Source organism: Brevundimonas sp. GW821-FHT09G01 (assembly GCF_059416065.1).
Genome location: NZ_JBWKOL010000001.1, coordinates 301,032 through 319,249, shown reverse-complemented (window position 1 = coordinate 319,249; position 18,218 = coordinate 301,032). Strand labels below are relative to the sequence as shown.

The following is an 18,218-nucleotide window of genomic DNA, read 5'->3' as shown; positions in this document are numbered from 1 at the left end:
ATAGCCCCGCGCGCGCCCGTTGTGGCAAGAGCCCCAACATAATTCCGCCCACTGATTCAGGCCCGTGACCGATGAGCGACACCCCCGAGAGCCTTCGTAACGGCCTCACCTACGCCGATGCGGGGGTCGATATCGACGCCGGCGAGATGCTGGTGCAGCACATCAAGCCCTTGGCCAAATCCACGGCCCGCCCGGGTTCCGAGCCCTCGCTGGGCGGATTCGGGGCCCTGTTCGACCTCAAGGCCGCCGGCTTCGAGGACCCGCTGATCGTCGCTACCACCGACGGCGTCGGCACCAAGCTGAAGATCGCCATCGAAACCGGCCGCCACGACGGCGTCGGCGTCGATCTGGTCGCCATGTGCGTCAACGACCTGCTGGCCCAGGGCGCCGAGCCCCTGCTGTTCCTCGACTACTACGCCACCGGCAAGCTGGAGATCGACGCCGCCCGCCGCGTCGTCGCCGGCATCGCCGAGGGCTGTCGCCAGGCCGGTTGCGCCCTCGTGGGCGGCGAGACCGCCGAAATGCCCGGCATGTATTCGGGCGGCGACTACGACCTGGCCGGCTTCTCGCTGGGCGCGGTCGAGCGCGGCCACGCCCTGCCCTACCTCGATCGTCAGCAGGCCGGCGACCTGATCATCGGCATCGGCTCGTCCGGTCCGCACTCCAACGGCTATTCGCTGATCCGCAAGGTGGTCGAGAAGTCCGGGCTCGGCTGGGCCGATGACGCCCCCTTCGCCAAGGACCGCTCGCTGGCCCAGGCCCTGATGGAGCCGACCCGCATCTATGTGAAACCGGTCCTGCCGCTGATGAAGGCCGGCCTGGTCAAGGGCGCGGCCCACATCACCGGCGGCGGCCTGATCGAGAACCCGCCGCGCTGCATCGCGGAGGGCCTGCAGGCCGGCTTCGACTGGGACGCCTGGCCGATGCCGCACGTCTTCCAGTGGCTGGGCGAAGTCGGCGGCATTTCGGATCACGAACTGCGCCGCACCTTCAACTGCGGCATCGGCTTCATCCTGATCGTCAGCCCCGAGAACGCCGAGCCGGTCCTGGAAGCCTTGCTGAACGCGGGCGAGGTCGCCTTCGTCTGCGGCCAGCTGGAAGCGGCCTAGCCGCCGGCTTCAAGGCTGGAATAGCTGACACGCACCACGGTGGCCCGGCCCTCGCTCTGGCGCACCGAAACGGTGACGCCCTGGCGCGTCCAGATCAGGCGGTTGGCGGCCTCGACGGGTTCGGCCGTGAAACCGGCCTGTTCCAGCGGCTGCCGGATCGCGCGCTTCACCGTGTCCAGCGCCGCGCCCCGCGCCTGCAGGGTGCAGGTGCGCCGGACCTCGCCGTCCTCGGCGTCGTCGTCGCCGGCCAGGCGCAGCAGATAGGCCTGCCGCTCGTCGGAACTGACCATGTCGACGACCGCCCCGTCCTCGCTCGCCACGGTGAAGCCCAGGAACTCGACCGCGGCCCGGTCGCTGTCCCCGTTCACGAACGGCAGGCAGACATCGACCAGCACATTGCGCGTGATGTCGTCGGGCGGAAGCGGCGCGGACACGAGGGCGGCGGCGAAAACGGCGGCGAGCATGGTGGACCTTCCCCGAACAATCGGCCGCACTGTTTCCGAGCCCGACGCCCGACGCAAGCGCCCCTTCGGCGTGCCCGGACGTTGACCCGCCCCGGGCGGGGCGGCAAAGGTCGCCCCTCTCCCCGAGGCCTCCGCCCATGACCGCTTCCCCGCCCCGGCGCACCCGCGTCGCCATCCTGATTTCCGGCGCCGGATCCAACATGGCCGCCCTGATCGATGCGGCGCGCAAGCCGACCGCCCCGTTCGAGATCGCCCTGGTCCTGTCCAACCGCCCCACCGCCGGCGGGCTGGCGGTCGCGGCGGCGCAGGGGGTGCCCACCGTCGTGGTCAACCACCGCCTCTTCGGCCAGGACCGCGAGGCGCACGAACGCGCCATCGACGCGGCCCTGATGGAGCATGACATCGAGGTGGTGGCCCTGGCCGGCTACATGCGGCTGCTGACGCCCTGGCTGGTGCGGCTGTGGGCGGCGCGGATGATCAACATCCACCCCAGCCTGCTGCCCAGATACCCGGGCCTGGACACCCACGCCCGCGCCATCGAGGCGGGCGATACCGAGGCGGGCTGCACGGTCCATCTGGTCACCGAGGGCGTCGACGAGGGGCCGATCCTGGATCAGGAAGCGGTGCCGGTCCTGCCCATGGATACGCCCGAAAGCCTGTCCCAGCGTGTCCTCACCGCCGAACACAAGCTCTACCCCCGCGCCCTCACCGCCTTCTGCCGGGCGCTGCATTAGCTTTTCGTAATCTGACATTTTTCCCGGCGACAGCGACCGGGGATGGGCTCAGGTTGCCGCGGATTTTCCAACAGGGGCTCCCATGCTCAGACTCCGCCTCATGGCCTGCGCCGCCGGCGCCGTGCTCACCCTCGCCGCGACGACCGCCACGGCCCAGACCGCCCCGCCCATCGTCGAGATCCCGGCCAGCACCACGCCGCAGATCGGAACCTTCGGTCTCGACACCGCGGGCATGGACACCACGGTCAAGCCCGGCGACGACTTCAACCGCTACGCCGGCGGGACCTATCTGCGGAACACGCCGATCCCGGGCGACAAGACGTCCTACGGCGCCTTCGACATGCTGTTCGACAACTCGCAGGAGGCCCTGCGCGGCCTGATCGAGGACAGCGCCTCCAACCCGTCCACGCCGGAAGCGCGCCAGGTCGGCGCCTTCTACGCCAGCTTCATGGACGAGGCGACGGTCAACCGGCTGGGCGCAAGCCCGCTGCAGGCCGACCTGGCCGAGGTCCGCGCCGCCGACACCTATCCCAAGATCGCCGCCCTGATGGGCCGCACCCAGGGCGGCTTCGGCTCCAGCCTGTTCGGCGTCTACATCGCCGAGGACCTGAAGGACCCGAACCAGAACAGCGCCTACATGGTCCAGGGCGGCATCGGCCTGCCCGACCGCGACTACTATCTGGAAGACGGCTTCGCGACCCAGCGCGCCGCCTATCTGGTCTATGTGACCAAGGCCCTGACGCTGGCCGGCTGGCCCAACCCGGATCAGTCCGCTGCCGACATCATCGCCTTCGAAACCCGCATCGCCCAGCAGCACTGGACCCAGGTCCAGAGCCGCGACATCGAGAAGGGCTATTCGCCGACCACCCTGGCCGACCTGGCCCGCAACGCCCCCGGCTTCGACTGGAACGCCTGGGCCACGGCCGCCGGCATCCAGGACGCCCCGCGCCTGATCCAGTCGCAGGACAGCGCCTATCCGGGCATGGCGCGCGTCTTCTCCGAGACGCCGATCGCCACCCTGCAGGCGTGGCAGGCCTTCCACATCGTCGATCAGGCCGCGCCCTATCTGTCGCAGCCCTTCGTCGACGCCCGCTTCGACTTCTACGGCAAGGCCCTCAGCGGCCAGCCCGAGAACCGTCCCCGCTGGAAGCGCGGCGTGTCCCTGGTCAACGGCTCGCTCGGCGAGGCCCTGGGCCGCGAGTACGTGGCCCACTACTTCCCGGCCGAGTCCAAGGCCCAGATGGAGGCCCTGGTCGCCAACCTGCGCGCCGCCATGACCGAGCGCCTCCAGCACCTGGACTGGATGAGCGACGCCACCCGCCAGCAGGCGCTCTACAAGATGAGCCGCTTCGGGGTGAAGATCGGCTATCCCGAGCAATGGCGCAGCTATGACGGCCTGCGGCTGGTCCCCGGCGACCTCTACGGCAATGTCGAGCGCTCCTCGGCCTTCGAATGGGCCTGGAACCTCGGCAAGCTGACCCGCCCGGTCGATCCGCTGGAGTGGGGCATGACGCCCCAGACGGTGAACGCCTACTACAACCCGCCGCGCAACGAGATCGTCTTCCCGGCGGCCATCCTGCAGCCGCCCTTCTTCGATCCGAACGCCGATCCGGCGGTCAACTACGGCGGCATCGGCGCGGTCATCGGCCACGAGATCACCCACGGCTTCGACGACCAGGGCCGCAAGGTCGACGGCGACGGCGTGCTGCGCGACTGGTGGACCGCCGAGGACGCCGCCAAGTTCGAACAGCGCGCGGCCGTGCTGGGCGCCCAGTATTCGGCCCTCAGCCCCCTGGCGGGCTCGAACGTCAACGGCGACCTGACCATGGGCGAGAACATCGCCGACCTGGGCGGGCTGCTGCTGGCGCTGGACGCCTACCACCGCTCGCTCAACGGCCAGCCCGCGCCGGTGATCAACGGCCTCACCGGCGATCAGCGCGTCTTCCTCGGCTGGGCCCAGGTCTGGCGTGAGAACATCCGCGATGACGCCCTGCGTCAGCAGGTCACCGTGGATCCCCACTCCCCGGCCCAGTACCGCGCCGCCGTGCCGCCGCGGAACATCGACGCCTGGTACGACGCCTTCGGGGTCAAGCCCGGCGACGAGCAGTACCTGGCTCCGGACGCCCGCGCCCGCATCTGGTAGGACGCGCGATCCAGACATGACGACGGCCCCGGAGAGCGATCTCCGGGGCCGTTTTCATTGCGCCTGGAGGCGTTAGTTCGGGCGACGCGGAGTGGTCGCCGCGCCCGCCGCCGCGCCGATCGCGGCGCCTGCGACGGTCGCGCCGGTGTTGCCGCCGATCGCCTGTCCGGCGACCGCGCCGCCGATGGCGCCGGTGGCGGCGCGCTGTTCCATGGTCGTGCCGCACGCCGCCAGCAGGGCGAGAGCGCCGATGGCCGGTGTCAGTTTCAGGATCGTTTTCATTGTTCTGGTTCCTTGGGGAGAAAGACCCGGTGAAAACGAGAGCGGCCCGCGTCCGGTTCCGGACACGGGCCGCTCAAACGGTCAAGCCTCTGAAGGCCTTATCGTTTTAGCCGACGATTTGGTCGTCGGTGAAGAACTGGGCGATCTCGATGCCGGCGTTTTCCAGCGAGTCCGAACCGTGGACCGAGTTCTCGCCGATCGACAGGGCGAACTGCTTGCGGATCGTGCCGTCGGCGGCCTGTTCCGGATTGGTCGCGCCCATGACTTCACGGTAGGCGGCGACGGCGTTCGGGCCTTCCAGCACCTGAACGACGACCGGCTCGGCGGTCATTTGCTCGACCAGCTCGCCGTAGAACGGGCGCTCGCTGTGCACGGCGTAGAATTTCTGGGCTTGTTCGGTCGACAGCTTGACGCGGCGCTGGGCGACGATGCGCAGGCCGGCGCCCTCGATCACGGCGTTGATCGCGCCGGTCAGGTTGCGGCGCGTGGCGTCGGGCTTGATGATCGAGAAGGTGCGTTCGGTCATGACGGTGACTTCTTGTTTGGGAGATTGAAGGTCGCGGGCTTATAGACGCGCCCTCCCCGGTTTCCAACCGCCTCACAATTTTGCCTCTATCGCCCGGCGCATCGCGCCACGCGGGCGCCGGGGCGTATCGAGATTTCGACCGCCGCCATGCTCCAGATCACCGACCTGACCTTCAACGCGTGGGGCCGCAAATTCCTCGAGGACGCCTCCGTCAGCCTGCCGCCCGGCGCCAAGGTCGGCCTGGTCGGCCGCAACGGCATCGGCAAGTCGACCCTGTTCAAGCTGATCCTGGGCGAACTGGCCGCGGGCGGCGACGAGATCAGCCTGCCCAAGACCGCCCGCGTCGCCTCCGTCGACCAGGAGCACCCCGCCACGCCCGTCAGCGTGCTGGAGACGATTCTGGAAGCCGACGTCGAGCGCCACGACCTGCTCACCCGTCTGGAGACGGCCGAACCCGAGGAGATGGGCGAGATCTGGACCCGCCTGATCGAGATCGACGCCGACGCCGCCCCCGCCCGCGCCGCTGAAATCCTGGTCGGCCTGGGCTTCAGCCAGGAGAACCAGCAGCGGCCGATGTCGGAATACTCCGGCGGCTGGCGCATGCGCGTCGCCCTGGCCGCGGCCCTGTTCGCCGAGCCGGACATGCTGCTGCTCGACGAACCGACCAACTACCTCGACCTGGAAGGCGCCCTGTGGCTTGAGGCCCGCCTGAAGAAATACCCGCACACCGCCCTGATCATCTCCCACGACCGCGAGATGCTGAACGAGGTCTGCACCCACATCCTGCACCTCGCGAACCACACGCTCACGCTCTACACGGGCAACTACGACGCCTTCGAAAAGGCTCGCGCCGAGAAGGCCCGTCTGCAGCTGTCGGCCAAGGCCAAGCAGGACGCCGAGCGCGCCCACCTCCAGGCCTTCGTCGACCGCTTCAAGGCCAAGGCCTCCAAGGCCGCCCAGGCCCAGTCGCGCATGAAGCGCCTGGCCAAGATGGAACCGGTCTCCACCACCATCGAGGAACGCGTCGCCCCCTTCATCCTGCCGTCTCCGCCCCGCCCGCTGGCCCCGCCCCTGATCCGGCTGGAACGCGCCAACGTCGGCTACGAGACCGGCAAGCCGATCCTGCGCAATCTCAACCTGCGCATGGACCTGGACGACCGCATCGGCCTGCTCGGCGTCAACGGCGCGGGCAAGTCGACCTTCGCCAAGATGATCGCCGGCGCGCTCAACGTCTCCGAGGGCGAACTGCACCGCGACAAGAAGATGCGCGTGGGCTGGTTCCACCAGCACCAGATCGAGGCCATGGACCCGACGGACACGCCGCTGGAGATCATCCGCCGCGCCATGCCCGAGGCCTCCGAGAGCAGCCGCCGCTCCAAGCTGGCCCAGTGGGGCCTCGGCTACGAAAAGCAGGAGACCACCGTCGCCTCCCTGTCCGGCGGCGAGCGCGCCCGCCTGCTGCTCAATCAGGTGGCGATGGACGCGCCGCACATCCTGATCCTCGACGAACCGACCAACCACCTGGACATCGACAGCCGCCGCGCCCTGCTGGACGCGCTGAACGACTATTCCGGCGCCGTCATCCTGATCACCCACGACCGGTCGCTGATGGAGATGGTCGCCGACCGCCTGTGGCTGGCCGCCGACGGCACGGTGAAGCCCTATGACGGCGACATGGACGACTACGCCAAATTCGTCCTGGACCGCGCCAAGATGGCCGCCGTGAAGCCCAGCCAGATCAAGGAAGAGGCCAAGGCCGCCGAGGCGCAGCCCAACAAGGGCAAGAAGGCCGAGAAGCGCTCGGGTCCCTCCCCCTCGACCCTGCGCCACGCGGTCAAGAAGGCCGAGGAGCGGATGGCCCAGCTGACCGCCGAGATCGCCCGCATCGACGACGACATGGCCAACGCCTCGATCAGCAATCCCAAGGCGCTGGAAGGCCTGACCCGCGCCCGCGCCAAGACCCAGTCCGACCTCGACGCCGCCGAGGCCGCCTGGATCGAGGCCGAGGAGACGCTGGCGGAAGCCACCGCATGACCCCGATCAAGTTCAGCCGCGAGGAGCTGACCGCCATCGCCGGCAAGCTGCGTCCCTATTTCCGGGACGAGTTCGAGGTCGAGTTGCGCGACCTCCCGGCCGAGATGCTGGTCGACTTCCTCGCCCGCGAGATCGGCCCCTTCTTCTACAACCGCGCCCTCTACGACGCCCAGGCCGTCGTCACGAAGAAGGCCGAAGACATCGCCGAAGCCATCGCCGGGCTGGAACGGGCGGAGTGACGCGTGTCTCCTCCCCGTTCGCGTTGCGAATGGGGAGGAGATCGCGCCTTCGGATCAGCCCTGTGCGGCCTGCATGTAGGTTTCCTCGTACGGCTGGACCACGACCCAGCCCTCGCCCTCGAACTTCATCTGGATGCTCTCGCCCGAGCCCCGGCCGACGAAGGTCTTGAACGAGATATCCGTCGCGATCTCCGGCGACAGCCCGCCCGACCACGCCACCGTCGCGTTCGGGTCGGTGAAGATCGGCCCGGTCTCGCGGCTGACCTTCAGGATCAGCGGATCATAGTGGCTGGTGATCGCCACGATGCCGCTGCCGCTCAGCTTCACATTGAACAGGCCGCCGGACATCATCCCGGCCACCCGCTTCATCATGGTGATCTGGTTGCTGATGCTCGTTTCCAGCGCCAGCACGTCGTTGCCGTTGGCGAAGATCGTCTCGTTGTCCAGCCGCAGCAGGGTGATCTTCTTGCCGGTGTCGGCCAGGTAGACGCGGCCCTGCCCCTCCACCTTCATCAGCACCATGCCCTCGCCGCTGACGGCCTTCTTCAGCAGGTTGCCGAGGCCCTGCTCCATGAGGCCCTGACGGGTGAATTTCACCTGCCCGGTGCGCGCCACCATGGCGCCTGCCTTGGCCCAGATCGAGCCGTTCAGCTTCACCTCCAGCAGATACTGGTTCTCCAGCTCGAAGGCGTCGGGGCTGACATCCTTCTCCTTATAGGCGGCGACGAACTCGGCGACGGTCTTCACGGGCATGGGAACCTCAAAAACGGGAACTTCAGAGAGGCGCAGGCTGACCGGAGACTTCCGGCCGGCGCAAGCCTTGTTCGTTGCAAACGCCTCGCAATCTTATAGTTTCCCACCGAACATTCGGGACCCCGACCATGACGAAGACCAAGTTGACCGCCGCCTTCCTCGCCGGGGTGATGCTGGCCCTCAACGGGGGCGGCGCGGCCCTGGCCCACCAGCCCTATCTGCGCCCCAACGTCTTCGACGCCACCGGCCGTGACCACGTCACCGTCGAAACCTCCTTCACCGAGGAGGTCTTCGCCGCCGAAGTCGTGATGCGGTCGGACTTCTTCCACGTCGTCGGTCCCAACGGCGACACGCCGATCACCGCCGTCACCTACCTGCGCGACATCGCCGTGTTCGAGGCCGCCGTTCCCCAGGACGGCACCTACCGTCTGTCCTCCGGACCGCGTCAGGGTCGCACCGCCAAGATGTACCAGTCCGCGGACGGCGTCTGGAAAATGGTCGGCGAGGAAGACGGCCCGCCCCCACCCGGCGCCGAGCTGGTCGATGTCCAGAGCATCACCGTCGCAGACGTCTACGTCACGCGCGGCGCCCCCTCGACCGAGGCGCTGCGGACGACCGGTCAGGGCCTCGAGCTCAAGCCCGTCACCCACCCCAACGACATCATCGCCGGCGAGGACGCCGTGTTCGAGCTGCTGCTGAATGGCCGGCCGCTGGCGAACGCTCCCGTCACCGTCTTCCGCGAGGCGGGCCGCTGGGACGGCCGCAAGGTCGAGGCTGACCTCTACACCGGCCCCGACGGCCGCTTCACGCTGAAAATGTCCGGCCCCGGCGCCTACATGACCCTGATCCGCCACCGCATGGCCGCCCCGGCGGGATCACCGGTGCCCTATGTCAGCTACAGCCACACCCTGACATTCGTGGCCGAGGCGGGGTGAGGAAATCTCCCTCCCCTTCTGGGGAGGGTGGACCGCGAAGCGGGACGGGTGGGCGACGGCCGCACGGTCCAGCAATCTCTGACGCGCCCCACCCTGTCGTCGCTTCGCGCCGACATCCCTCCCCACAAGGGGGAGGGAGAAGCTCCCCCCGCCCTTCTTCCCTTCCCCGGATCACGCCATACTTGCGAATCCCATGCCCATCCGCCGCCTCCCCCCCGAGACCGTCAACCGCATCGCCGCCGGCGAGGTGGTCGAACGCCCGGCCAGCGCCATCAAGGAGCTGGTCGAGAACGCCCTCGACGCCGGGGCCAGCCGGATCGAGGTCCAGGCCGACGGCGGGGGCCTGACCCGCATCCTCATCGCCGACGACGGGCACGGCATGGCCGCCGACCAGCTGGCCCTGGCGGTCGAGCGCCACGCCACCTCCAAGCTGGAGCCGGACGACGCCGGCGACGTCGATCTGCTGCGCATCCACACCCTCGGCTTCCGCGGCGAGGCCCTGCCCTCCATCGGCTCGGTCGCCCGGCTGACCATCACCAGCCGTTCGCGCGACGGCGGCGACGCCCACCAGATCACGGTCGAGGGCGGCGACCAGAAGGCCGTGGCCCCCGCCGGCTTCCCCGGCCCGCACGGCGCCCGCGTCGAGGTCCGTGACCTCTTCTACGCCACCCCCGCGCGCTTGAAGTTCATGAAGTCCGAGCGGTCCGAGGCCATGGCCATCTCGGAAGAGATCAAGCGCCAAGCCATGGCCCACGAGGGCGTCGCCTTCACCCTGGACCTCGACGGCAAGACCATCCTGCGCCTGCCCGCCGAACATCCGGGCGATCACGGCCGGCTCAAGCGCCTCGCCGCCCTGCTGGGCCGCGACTTCGAGGCCAACGCCCTGCTGATCGATCAGGAGCGGGACAACGTCCGCCTGTCCGGCTACGCGGGCCTGCCGACCTACTCCAGAGGCAACGCCGCCCACCAGTATCTGTTCGTCAACGGCCGCCCGGTGAAGGACCGCCTGCTGCAAGGCGCCCTGCGCGGCGCCTACGCCGACTTCCTGGCCCGCGACCGCCACCCGGCCGCCGTCCTCTTCCTCGACATCGATCCGCTCTATGTCGATGTGAACGTCCACCCGGCGAAAGCGGAAGTCCGCTTCCGCGACCCGGCCCTGGTGCGCGGCCTGATCGTCGGCGCCCTGCGTCACGCCCTCGCCGCCGCCGGCCACCGCGCCTCGACCACCGTCGCCGCCGACGCCCTCAGCGGCTTCCGCCCGCACAGCGGAGTGGCGCCGGCCTACAGCCCGTCCTCGCCCTCCGCCCAGGGCTGGAGCGGCTGGCAGCAGTGGGCCGCCCCCGCCACGCAAACCGCCCAGCTCATCCCCGGCCTCAACGAGCGCTCGGCCCGGGTCGAGAGCTTCGACACCGTCCCGGACTTCGCATCGGCGCCACAGAGCAGCGCCCAGGTCTTTGATCCGCTGGACTATCCGCTCGGCGCCGCCCGCGCCCAGCTGCACGGAACCTATATCGTCGCCCAGACCCGCGACGGCCTCGTCGTCGTCGACCAGCACGCCGCCCACGAACGCCTCGTCTATGAGCGGATGAAGACCCAGATGGCCGAGGGCGCGGTCACCCGCCAGGCTCTGCTGGCCCCCGAGGTGGTCGAGCTGGATCCCGCCGAGGCCGAACGCGTCTCCAGCCGCGCCGACGAACTGGCCGAGCTGGGCCTGATCGTGGAAGCCTTCGGCGCTGGCGCCGTCCTGGTCCGCGAGACCCCGGCCCTGCTGGGCGACACCGATGTGCAGGGGCTGATCCGCGACATCGCCGACGACCTGGCCGAACACGGCGCCGCCCTCAGCCTCAAGGAGCGCATGGCCGAGGTCTGCGGCACCATGGCCTGCCACGGCTCCGTCCGCGCGGGCCGCGTCCTCAGCGCGCCCGAGATGAACGCCCTACTGCGCCAGATGGAGGCCACGCCGCACAGCGGCCAGTGCAACCACGGCCGCCCGACGTACGTCGAGCTGAAGCTGGGCGACCTGGAAAAGCTGTTCGGGCGGCGGTGAGGCGGCGGCCGGCGCGCGGCCGAAGCGTCACCGGTCATCGAATCGTGGTGAAGCAGGGCTCCAGCGCGGCGGCGCCGTATCACCGCCGACTGCACCGTCCATGGGAGACTGCCCGATGAAATACGTCACGCTGATCGTCTCGGCGGCGCTGGCCATGGCGGCTTGCGCTTGCGCGTCCGCGCCGGCGCCGACGCCGACGCCTGCATCGGCCCCCAAGCCGGAGGCCCGCTCCTATCTCGTGAGCGACGACGCGTCGGCCGACGTGGACGCTGCATTGGCGCGGGCCCGGCAGTCGGGCAAACGGGTCCTGTTGGTGATGGGAGCCAACTGGTGCAGCGACAGCCGCGCCCTGGCCGGTTGGCTGGCGACTGATCGCTTCGCTGAACTCATCGAACGCAAATACGAACTGGTGTTCGTGAACATCGGGATGCCCAGAAGCGGTGACGGACACAATCTGGGAATCGCCCGTCGTTTCGGCCTTCAGGAGTTGCCGGGCTTGCCGAATGTGCTGGTGCTTACAGGTGACGGCGTTCTGGTGAACCCCACGACGGCCACCAGCTGGCGGAACGCGGAAAGCCGGACAGGCGACGCGATCTACGATGAGTTGACGACCTTGGCCGACCAGGGAGTCTGACGCGGCGCTTACCCTTTTCAGTCCGCCAGCTGGGCGTTCCTTCCGGCGCTCAGCCCCAGCCCCGCCAGCACCAGGCACAGCAGGCAGCAGGTGATCAGCGTCGCCGACCAGGCGCCGGTCCAGTCATGCAGGGCGCCGGCGACCAGCGGTCCCATCGCCGACAGCATATAGCCCAGCGACTGGGTCATGCCGGACAGCCGCGCGGTCTGGGGCGCCGTGGTGGTCCGCAGACCCACGAAGGCCAGCGCCAGGATGAACACCCCGCCGTTGGCGAAGCCGAACAGGGCGGCCCAGATCATGGCCAGCTTCGGCGCCAGGAACAGGCCCAGGATCGCCGTCAGCGCCATCAGGGCCAGGCCGGCGGCCAGGCCGCGCTGGTCCTTCATCCGTCTGACCAGCGGCGCCAGCACCAGTCCGGGGAAGGCCGTCGCCAGCTGCATCACCCCGTGCAGCCCGCCCGCCGCCTCGGGCGCGAAGCCCGCCGCCACCAGCACCGACGGCAGGGACGAGACCATCGCGTAATAGAGGAACGAATTGACCCCGAAGAAGGCGGTGATCTGCCAGGCCAGCGGGGAACGCCAGATCGCCCGCCCCTCGCCCACCTCGGCCGTCTCCGCCGCCGGATCGGTCCGCCGCCGCAGCTGGGGCAGCCACAGCAGGGCGCCGGCCAGCGGCAGGACGATGAAGGCGCCCAACGACACCTGCCAGTCGAACGCCTGGGTCAGCGGCACGACGACGGCCGAGCCCACGCCCGAGGCCAGCCCCATGGTCAGCGCATAGACGGCCGTCAGCTTGGCGATCTGATCGGGAAAGTCGCGCTTCAGCAGGCTGGGCAGCAGGGTGTTGCCGATGGCGATCCCCGCCCCCAGCACCGCCGTCCCCGCGTACAGCAGGCCGATCGGCCCGACCGACCGGGCCAGGATGCCGCCGCCGATCAGGACCAGCGCCAGGAACAGGGCCCGCTCCAGCCCCAGCCGGCGCGCCAGCCCCGCCGCGAACGGCGACACCAGGCAGAAGGTCAGCAGCGGCAGGGTGATCAGCGCCCCGGCCGCGCCGGCCCCGATCCCGAACGCCTTCTGGATCACGTCCAGCACCGGACCGACCGCCGTGAACGGTCCGCGCAGATTGGCCGCGAACAGCAGGATGCCCGCGATGATCCACACGGGGGCGAGGCGACGGGTCGAGGGCATGACACAGGAATCCGGGGGGAGGATTAGGCCTCATCCTAGCGCTGGCGGCGCCTTCCGGATTTCGCTATCCAGCCAGAAAGTATCTGAAAACGGCCAACCGCCATGGATCCCCTCAGCGCCAGCCTCGCCGCCTTCGATCCGGACATCCATGCCGGGCCGGCGTTCGCCATCGCCGTCAGCGTCAAGGACCACAAGGTCGAGGTGCCGACCCACGCCCACAGCAGGGGCCAGCTGGTCGTCGCGCTGCAGGGCGCGGTGACCTGTAGGGCCGAGGGCGGCCTGTGGATGGCCCCCATCGGCAGCGGCGTGTGGATTCCCGGCGGGGTCCCTCACAGCAATCACGTGACCGTCAACGGCGCCATCTGCATGCTGTTCGTCGATCCTGCCGTGCCGGACCTGCCGGAGCGGTGCTGCACCCTGCCCCTGTCCCCGATGGTGATCGAACTGATCCGGCACCTGGCGGCGACCGCCCCGCCGGGCCGGCCCGCCGACGGTCAGACGGACCGCATCACCCAGGTCGTCCTGGAGGAGCTTCGCCGTATCGAGACCACCGGCTTCCACCTGCCGATCACCGACGATCCCACCCTGTGCCTGATCGCCGACGCCCTGATGCAGAGCCCGGACGACCGCGCCTCGGTCGCCGCCTGGGCCGCCCGCGTGGCGATGAGCGAACGCGCCCTGGCCCGGCTGGTGGTGCGCGAGACGGCGCTGAGCTTCGGCCGCTGGCGACAGCAGTTCCACATCGTCACGGCCCTGCAGAAGCTCTCCGCCGGCGCCTCCGTCCAGGCGGTCGCCCTGGACCTCGGTTACGGCTCGGTCAGCGCCTTCATCGCCATGTTCAAGGCCGCCCTCGGCGTCTCCCCCGCCCGCTACATCGCCCGTATGACCCGCCCGCACGCCGTGACCTCGTCCGCCGGGTGGGGGGGCGCTCTTGCGCCGGCAGCGGACGTCGGCGCAGCGCCCTCAAGACGTGCTCGCGCTCAACAGGCTTAGACCTTCGTGACACCAGCCTCGGAGCGGCCCGCAGGCAATGGCGTCGCCCGCGCTGTAGCGGATCGATGGTCTCAATCCGCCCAGGCGAAACCGGACGTTCGGGCAAGACTTCGGGTCTTTGCGGCATTGAGACGCCCGGGCAAATCCCCACCTCGTCGGGATCGGTTGCGAGGAGCACATATGCAGGACCCTGTCGGCGAAGCCTTGAACGCGGAGCAACCCTTGGCGGCCCTTTGGTCCGGCATTGGCGCTCTGGCGCTCAGCGTATTTGCTTTGGTTATGGCGGAGTTCCTTCCGCCAAGCATCCTGACGCCGATGGCGGCGGACCTGTCCGTCTCGATAGGCGCAGCTGGCCAGGCCGTCACAGCCACGGCGATGGTCGGAGCCCTTGCGGCCCTGCTGGTGCCGGTCGTCACCCGCAGGTGGGATCGAAAGACCGTCTTGCTGGCGCTCCTAGCGGCGCTATGCGTGTCCAACGTCCTGACCGCCACATCGTCCACGCTCTGGAGCCTTCTGACGGCGCGTCTTCTGCTGGGGGTGGCGCTTGGCGGGTTCTGGTCGATGGTGGCCGCCACGGCGATGAGGATCGTGCCCATGTCTGTGCTCGGCAAGGCCATGGCCGTCGTCTTCACCGGCGTCACCATGGCCACCGTACTCGCCGCTCCGGTCGGCGCCTGGGTGGGGGACCTGCTCGGGTGGCGAGCGGCCTTCTGGCTCGCGGGAGGGGTCGGTATCGCGGCGCTTCTGGGCGTGTGGATCACGCTTCCCCGGCTTCCCGCCAGAGACGGCATCGATCTGGCCGGGCTTGTCGAGGTCGCTCAACGCCCGCAGGTCCAATGGGCGCTCGCCGGTGTCTTGCTGGTCATCTCCGGGCATTTCGCCGCCTTCACCTATATCCGGCCCGTCCTTGAACAGGTGAGCCGCCTGGATGTGGCGGCGATCTCGATCACCCTGCTCGTATTCGGCATCGCCGGTTTTGGGGGCAATCTGGTCGGCGGCCTCCTGAGCGGACGCGATCCCAGACTCTCCGTGGTGGGCGGCGCGGTCGCGATGGCAGGGGCCATGCTCGTCGTCGTCCTGTTCGGAACTTCGCCGCTTGTGACGATGGCGGCGTTCGGAGTCTGGGGCGTCGGCTTCGCCATGCTCCCGGTGGGGTTCCAGGCTTGGGTGGCCGCCGAAACAGTCGATCGTGCAGAACTGGGTGGCGGCCTGCTGACCGCCACCTTCCAGGTCGCGATCGCCGGGGGCGCTATCCTGGGCGGGGTGCTTGTGGACCGGTTTGATGTTCTGGCTGCGCCCACCTATTGCGCGATCGTGGCGCTCGCCGGCGCTGGACTGGTGCTCCGCCGCAGACGGATCGCCCAGCGTACGGTCGCGGCCAAGGCCGCATGTTGTCCGACTTGAAAGCCGCTCGTCCCTCAGGTCGTCCGCAGGCCTACTCAGACGTCGCCCGAAGCGGGTCCACCGATGACACGCTGAGCAACCTTCTCCACGATCTGCGCATCGTCGGCGTTGCGTATCGATATGGCAGCCTTTCAGCCCCGTGGGGGCTCGACCTGCCCTACGATGGAACCGCGCGGCTACATTGCGTCATCCAGGGCGAGGCGTGGCTGACGCTTGATGACGGTGCGCCTCGCAGACTGGCGGCCGGTGATGTCGCGTTCATTCCCCGTGGCGCCTCCCACAGGCTGACGAGCGCGGCGGGCGAATCCGCCTGTACGGCTGACCGTGACGTCGAAACCGTTGGTGAGCGGGTCTACAGGCTGGAAGACTGTGCGCATCCGGACGCCATCGTCACGACCTGCAGCGTCAGCTTCAACGAACCCTGTCTTCATCCCGTCCTGGAGTTGATGCCGGAGGTCATTTTCGTGACCGGCGCGGGTCTGGATCAAACCCTCACGAACCTCCTGGCGGCCATGTCCGAGGAACTTGTGGTCACCCGGATCGGCGGCGCCACGGTGCTGACCCGTCTGGCTGATGTCGTCATCACACGCGTCATCCGGTGTTGGATCGATGCGCAGGATCCACACGCCCATCAGTGGCTGACCGTCTTCAGCGACGCGCGCATCGGACGGGTCGTTCGCGCTGTCCATCGCGCCCCGGATCGACCCTGGACGGTTACCGAGCTCGCCTCCGCGGCGGGCCTGTCGAGGTCGGCTTTTATCGCCCGGTTCACAAAGGGCCTGGGAATCCCGCCCGGCCGGTATCTGGCCAGGCTCAAGATGCAGCTGGCCAGCCGGCTTCTGAAGGAGAACCGGCTAGCGATCGCTGAGATATCGAGGCGTTTGGCCTACTGTTCAGTCCCCGCGTTCAGCCGCGCCGTCAAACGACATCTCGGCCGCACGCCGGGAGAACTGCAGAGACAGGGCCGAACCGATCAGACGAGGACGAACTAGCGCCGGGTGCGGTCACGGCCAGCGCGGGGCGGTTTCCGGAACGGTCGGACGCGTAGTGGTCGGCGCTGCGATCGTCCAAATCTGCATAAGGATGCAGGCCTGGTCGATGTCGGCGGCTTCGCGCCGGGAGCGGACGTTGCGGGATCACGGAAAAGGCGACCTTCGACCGCCGAAGCAAATATGCAGCGGCTGCGGAGCCGGTTGTGGACCTGTTCCGGTTTTAGGTCCAGAAAGCGACCTCTCGTATAGCTGACACGCGGAAATCCTTGGGATGGGGAGCACCAAAGCCTCGGACGAGTAGGCCGCAACGACGAACCCGTTGTTGCGGCGATCTGCTTGAACCTCGATCCGGCTGATCGCCGTCAAATCCAGCATTTGACCGAAGCGATCTCTCATGACCGACGATCGGCCCACTTGGGCCCATACCCTGCCGACCGCCATCCTGCTGATGGCGCCCTTCGACCTGCTCGCCTCCCTGGCGATGGACATCTATCTTCCCGTGGTGCCGGCAATGCCGGCCGCTTTGCAAACCAACCCAGCCACCATCCAGCTAACCCTCAGCGTCTACCTGCTCGGCCTCGGCCTCGGGCAGGTCATCTTCGGCCCGCTCTCCGACCGACTGGGCCGACGGCCGATACTTCTATCTGGCGCACTCGTCTTCGCACTGGCTTCCGGCCTGTTGGCGATGGCCGCTTCAGGATGGATTTTCGTCATTCTTCGACTCGCTCAGGCGCTCGGCGCGTCGGCAATGCTGGTGGCCACTTTCGCCACTGTGCGTGATGTTTACGGAGACAGACCGGAGAGTGTCCGGATCTATGGCCTGTTCAGCGCCATGCTGGCCTTTGTGCCCGCCATCGGCCCTGTGCTCGGGGCAGTCGTCTCCGAACAGCTGGGCTGGCGTGCGATCTTCTGGCTGCTCGCGGCGCTGACGCTTCCGCCCATCATACACGCTCTGAGGCGGTGGGACGAAACGCGGCCTTTACACGCCGCCGGTCTGTCGAGCCCTCGCCCCATCCTGCGCAATCGCGCCTTCCAGTTGTATACATTGGCGTTCGGGGCGGGAATGGGATCCTTTTTCGTGTACTTCTCGACAGCGCCGCGGCTGCTCATCAACAGGATCGGCCTGTCGGAACTTCAGTTCAGCATCGCCTTCGCAAGCACGGCTCTTGTCATGATCATCTCATCACAGGTTTCCCGCCGTTACCTGGAGCGATGGGGCGTTGCGGGCAGCGTTCGTCGGGGTATGGCGCTACTTCTCACGAGTTCGCTCTGTTTCGCGTTGGGCGCCGTGCTGGGCGAGCGATCTGTCTGGAGCATTGTCCTTCCGTCCTGGATCATGGCGATTGGGATCGTCCTGACAGTCTCGGTCTCCGCCAACGGCGCACTCAAGGTCTTCGGTGATCGTGCGGGTTTGGCGGTTGCCCTCTACTTCGGGGGGCAGAGCCTTATCGTGAGCCTCGTCGGAACCCTGGTCGTGGTCATGTTTGACGGCGCTACGGCCTGGCCCCTCGCGGCTTACACCCTGACGCTGCCGACGCTCGTACTGATCGGTCTGAATGCGTTGCGAAAGCACTGAAGCCAAGGGACGTGCGCTGGCGGCGCACGTCCGTCCGCCGGCCAGTCGCCGAGCGCCGAGCGCCGCCGCTGTCCCGTTGAAGGCGGGGGTAAAGCTCCTGAAACACGGGGTCGAAATCAGGGACGCGGACGTGCTGAACCCGTGCGCCATCTGTGGACGGCTC

General features: G+C 68.5%; 17 protein-coding genes. 12 read left to right on the top strand and 5 right to left on the bottom strand.

The annotated features are described in order from the left end of the window. The first annotated feature begins 71 nt into the window (after positions 1-71). A complete protein-coding gene (purM, locus tag AC07NB_RS01715) occupies positions 72-1,109 on the top strand; it encodes a phosphoribosylformylglycinamidine cyclo-ligase (protein WP_494571512.1) in 1,038 nt (345 codons plus the stop codon). Here purM and AC07NB_RS01710 read toward each other — a convergent pair. Then, entirely contained in the window at positions 1,106-1,573 is a 468-nt protein-coding gene (locus AC07NB_RS01710) for a hypothetical protein (protein ID WP_492313350.1), read from the bottom strand. The genes purM and AC07NB_RS01710 overlap by 4 nt on opposite strands. Before the next feature lie 137 nt (positions 1,574-1,710). Here AC07NB_RS01710 and purN point away from each other — a divergent pair, with 137 nt between their 5' ends. After that, positions 1,711-2,307 carry a phosphoribosylglycinamide formyltransferase gene (purN, locus tag AC07NB_RS01705; RefSeq protein WP_291840294.1) on the top strand — a complete coding sequence of 199 codons (597 nt, stop codon included), beginning with the start codon at positions 1,711-1,713 and terminating at the stop codon, positions 2,305-2,307. Between the two features lie 82 nt (positions 2,308-2,389). Beyond that, complete coding sequence (locus AC07NB_RS01700; RefSeq protein WP_494571511.1) at positions 2,390-4,450, top strand: M13 family metallopeptidase; 2,061 nt, start codon at positions 2,390-2,392, stop codon at positions 4,448-4,450. A gap of 72 nt (positions 4,451-4,522) precedes the next feature. Here AC07NB_RS01700 and AC07NB_RS01695 read toward each other — a convergent pair whose 3' ends face one another. Then, positions 4,523-4,732 carry a YMGG-like glycine zipper-containing protein gene (locus tag AC07NB_RS01695; protein ID WP_291840218.1) on the bottom strand — a complete coding sequence of 70 codons (210 nt, stop codon included), beginning with the start codon at positions 4,730-4,732 and terminating at the stop codon, positions 4,523-4,525. Positions 4,733-4,838: 106 nt separating this feature from the next. Continuing rightward, on the bottom strand, positions 4,839-5,258 hold the full coding sequence (gene ndk / locus AC07NB_RS01690; protein WP_494571510.1) for a nucleoside-diphosphate kinase: 420 nt from the start codon (positions 5,256-5,258) through the stop codon (positions 4,839-4,841). Positions 5,259-5,405: 147 nt separating this feature from the next. Between ndk and AC07NB_RS01685 the strand changes: the two genes are divergently transcribed. Then, positions 5,406-7,292, top strand: a complete 1,887-nt coding sequence (locus AC07NB_RS01685) for an ABC-F family ATP-binding cassette domain-containing protein (protein WP_492313351.1) — start codon at positions 5,406-5,408, stop codon at positions 7,290-7,292. Next, a complete protein-coding gene (locus tag AC07NB_RS01680) occupies positions 7,289-7,531 on the top strand; it encodes a DUF2164 domain-containing protein (protein ID WP_494571509.1) in 243 nt (80 codons plus the stop codon). The genes AC07NB_RS01685 and AC07NB_RS01680 overlap by 4 nt, the downstream gene beginning before the upstream one ends. A 54-nt stretch (positions 7,532-7,585) precedes the next feature. Here AC07NB_RS01680 and AC07NB_RS01675 read toward each other — a convergent pair whose 3' ends face one another. After that, positions 7,586-8,284 carry an AIM24 family protein gene (locus tag AC07NB_RS01675; RefSeq protein WP_291840207.1) on the bottom strand — a complete coding sequence of 233 codons (699 nt, stop codon included), beginning with the start codon at positions 8,282-8,284 and terminating at the stop codon, positions 7,586-7,588. Between the two features lie 128 nt (positions 8,285-8,412). Between AC07NB_RS01675 and AC07NB_RS01670 the strand changes: the two genes are divergently transcribed. The 3 genes from AC07NB_RS01670 (at position 8,413) to AC07NB_RS01660 (ending at position 11,900) form a co-directional block, all read left to right on the top strand. Then, positions 8,413-9,219 carry a DUF4198 domain-containing protein gene (locus tag AC07NB_RS01670; protein WP_494571508.1) on the top strand — a complete coding sequence of 269 codons (807 nt, stop codon included), beginning with the start codon at positions 8,413-8,415 and terminating at the stop codon, positions 9,217-9,219. A 193-nt stretch (positions 9,220-9,412) separates the two neighbouring features. Then, positions 9,413-11,266 carry a DNA mismatch repair endonuclease MutL gene (gene mutL, locus AC07NB_RS01665; RefSeq protein WP_494571507.1) on the top strand — a complete coding sequence of 618 codons (1,854 nt, stop codon included), beginning with the start codon at positions 9,413-9,415 and terminating at the stop codon, positions 11,264-11,266. 115 nt (positions 11,267-11,381) lie between these two features. Next, the gene (locus AC07NB_RS01660) at positions 11,382-11,900 is read left to right on the top strand and encodes a thioredoxin family protein (RefSeq protein WP_494571506.1); all 519 of its coding nucleotides are present in this window, start codon (positions 11,382-11,384) and stop codon (positions 11,898-11,900) included. Between the two features lie 17 nt (positions 11,901-11,917). On the opposite strand, the gene AC07NB_RS01655 is transcribed toward AC07NB_RS01660, so the two are convergent. Then, positions 11,918-13,090 carry an MFS transporter gene (locus AC07NB_RS01655; protein WP_494571505.1) on the bottom strand — a complete coding sequence of 391 codons (1,173 nt, stop codon included), beginning with the start codon at positions 13,088-13,090 and terminating at the stop codon, positions 11,918-11,920. Between the two features lie 102 nt (positions 13,091-13,192). Between AC07NB_RS01655 and AC07NB_RS01650 the strand changes: the two genes are divergently transcribed. The 4 genes from AC07NB_RS01650 to cml all read left to right on the top strand — a co-directional run bounded on the left by AC07NB_RS01650 (position 13,193) and on the right by cml (position 18,055). After that, the gene (locus tag AC07NB_RS01650) at positions 13,193-14,083 is read left to right on the top strand and encodes an AraC family transcriptional regulator (RefSeq protein WP_494571504.1); all 891 of its coding nucleotides are present in this window, start codon (positions 13,193-13,195) and stop codon (positions 14,081-14,083) included. A 180-nt stretch (positions 14,084-14,263) separates the two neighbouring features. Then, positions 14,264-15,487, top strand: a complete 1,224-nt coding sequence (locus tag AC07NB_RS01645) for an MFS transporter (protein WP_494571503.1) — start codon at positions 14,264-14,266, stop codon at positions 15,485-15,487. After that, positions 15,472-16,479, top strand: coding sequence for an AraC family transcriptional regulator (locus AC07NB_RS01640; RefSeq protein WP_494571502.1), 1,008 nt, complete (start codon positions 15,472-15,474; stop codon positions 16,477-16,479). Before AC07NB_RS01645 ends, AC07NB_RS01640 begins: the two co-directional genes overlap by 16 nt. A 394-nt stretch (positions 16,480-16,873) precedes the next feature. After that, entirely contained in the window at positions 16,874-18,055 is a 1,182-nt protein-coding gene (gene cml, locus AC07NB_RS01635; RefSeq protein WP_494571501.1) for a CmlA/FloR family chloramphenicol efflux MFS transporter, read from the top strand. Positions 18,056-18,218 lie beyond the last annotated feature (163 nt).

Coding starts and splice junctions, on each gene's coding strand:
- AC07NB_RS01675 (WP_291840207.1), bottom strand. CDS start 8,284: ATGCCCGTGAAGACCGTCGCCGAGTTCGTCGCCGCCTATAAGGAGAAG.
- cml (WP_494571501.1), top strand. CDS start 16,874: ATGACCGACGATCGGCCCACTTGGGCCCATACCCTGCCGACCGCCATC.
- mutL (WP_494571507.1), top strand. CDS start 9,413: ATGCCCATCCGCCGCCTCCCCCCCGAGACCGTCAACCGCATCGCCGCC.
- AC07NB_RS01700 (WP_494571511.1), top strand. CDS start 2,390: ATGCTCAGACTCCGCCTCATGGCCTGCGCCGCCGGCGCCGTGCTCACC.
- AC07NB_RS01650 (WP_494571504.1), top strand. CDS start 13,193: ATGGATCCCCTCAGCGCCAGCCTCGCCGCCTTCGATCCGGACATCCAT.
- AC07NB_RS01645 (WP_494571503.1), top strand. CDS start 14,264: ATGCAGGACCCTGTCGGCGAAGCCTTGAACGCGGAGCAACCCTTGGCG.
- purN (WP_291840294.1), top strand. CDS start 1,711: ATGACCGCTTCCCCGCCCCGGCGCACCCGCGTCGCCATCCTGATTTCC.
- AC07NB_RS01670 (WP_494571508.1), top strand. CDS start 8,413: ATGACGAAGACCAAGTTGACCGCCGCCTTCCTCGCCGGGGTGATGCTG.
- AC07NB_RS01660 (WP_494571506.1), top strand. CDS start 11,382: ATGAAATACGTCACGCTGATCGTCTCGGCGGCGCTGGCCATGGCGGCT.
- AC07NB_RS01695 (WP_291840218.1), bottom strand. CDS start 4,732: ATGAAAACGATCCTGAAACTGACACCGGCCATCGGCGCTCTCGCCCTG.
- purM (WP_494571512.1), top strand. CDS start 72: ATGAGCGACACCCCCGAGAGCCTTCGTAACGGCCTCACCTACGCCGAT.
- AC07NB_RS01685 (WP_492313351.1), top strand. CDS start 5,406: ATGCTCCAGATCACCGACCTGACCTTCAACGCGTGGGGCCGCAAATTC.
- AC07NB_RS01655 (WP_494571505.1), bottom strand. CDS start 13,090: ATGCCCTCGACCCGTCGCCTCGCCCCCGTGTGGATCATCGCGGGCATC.
- AC07NB_RS01640 (WP_494571502.1), top strand. CDS start 15,472: ATGTTGTCCGACTTGAAAGCCGCTCGTCCCTCAGGTCGTCCGCAGGCC.
- ndk (WP_494571510.1), bottom strand. CDS start 5,258: ATGACCGAACGCACCTTCTCGATCATCAAGCCCGACGCCACGCGCCGC.
- AC07NB_RS01710 (WP_492313350.1), bottom strand. CDS start 1,573: ATGCTCGCCGCCGTTTTCGCCGCCGCCCTCGTGTCCGCGCCGCTTCCG.
- AC07NB_RS01680 (WP_494571509.1), top strand. CDS start 7,289: ATGACCCCGATCAAGTTCAGCCGCGAGGAGCTGACCGCCATCGCCGGC.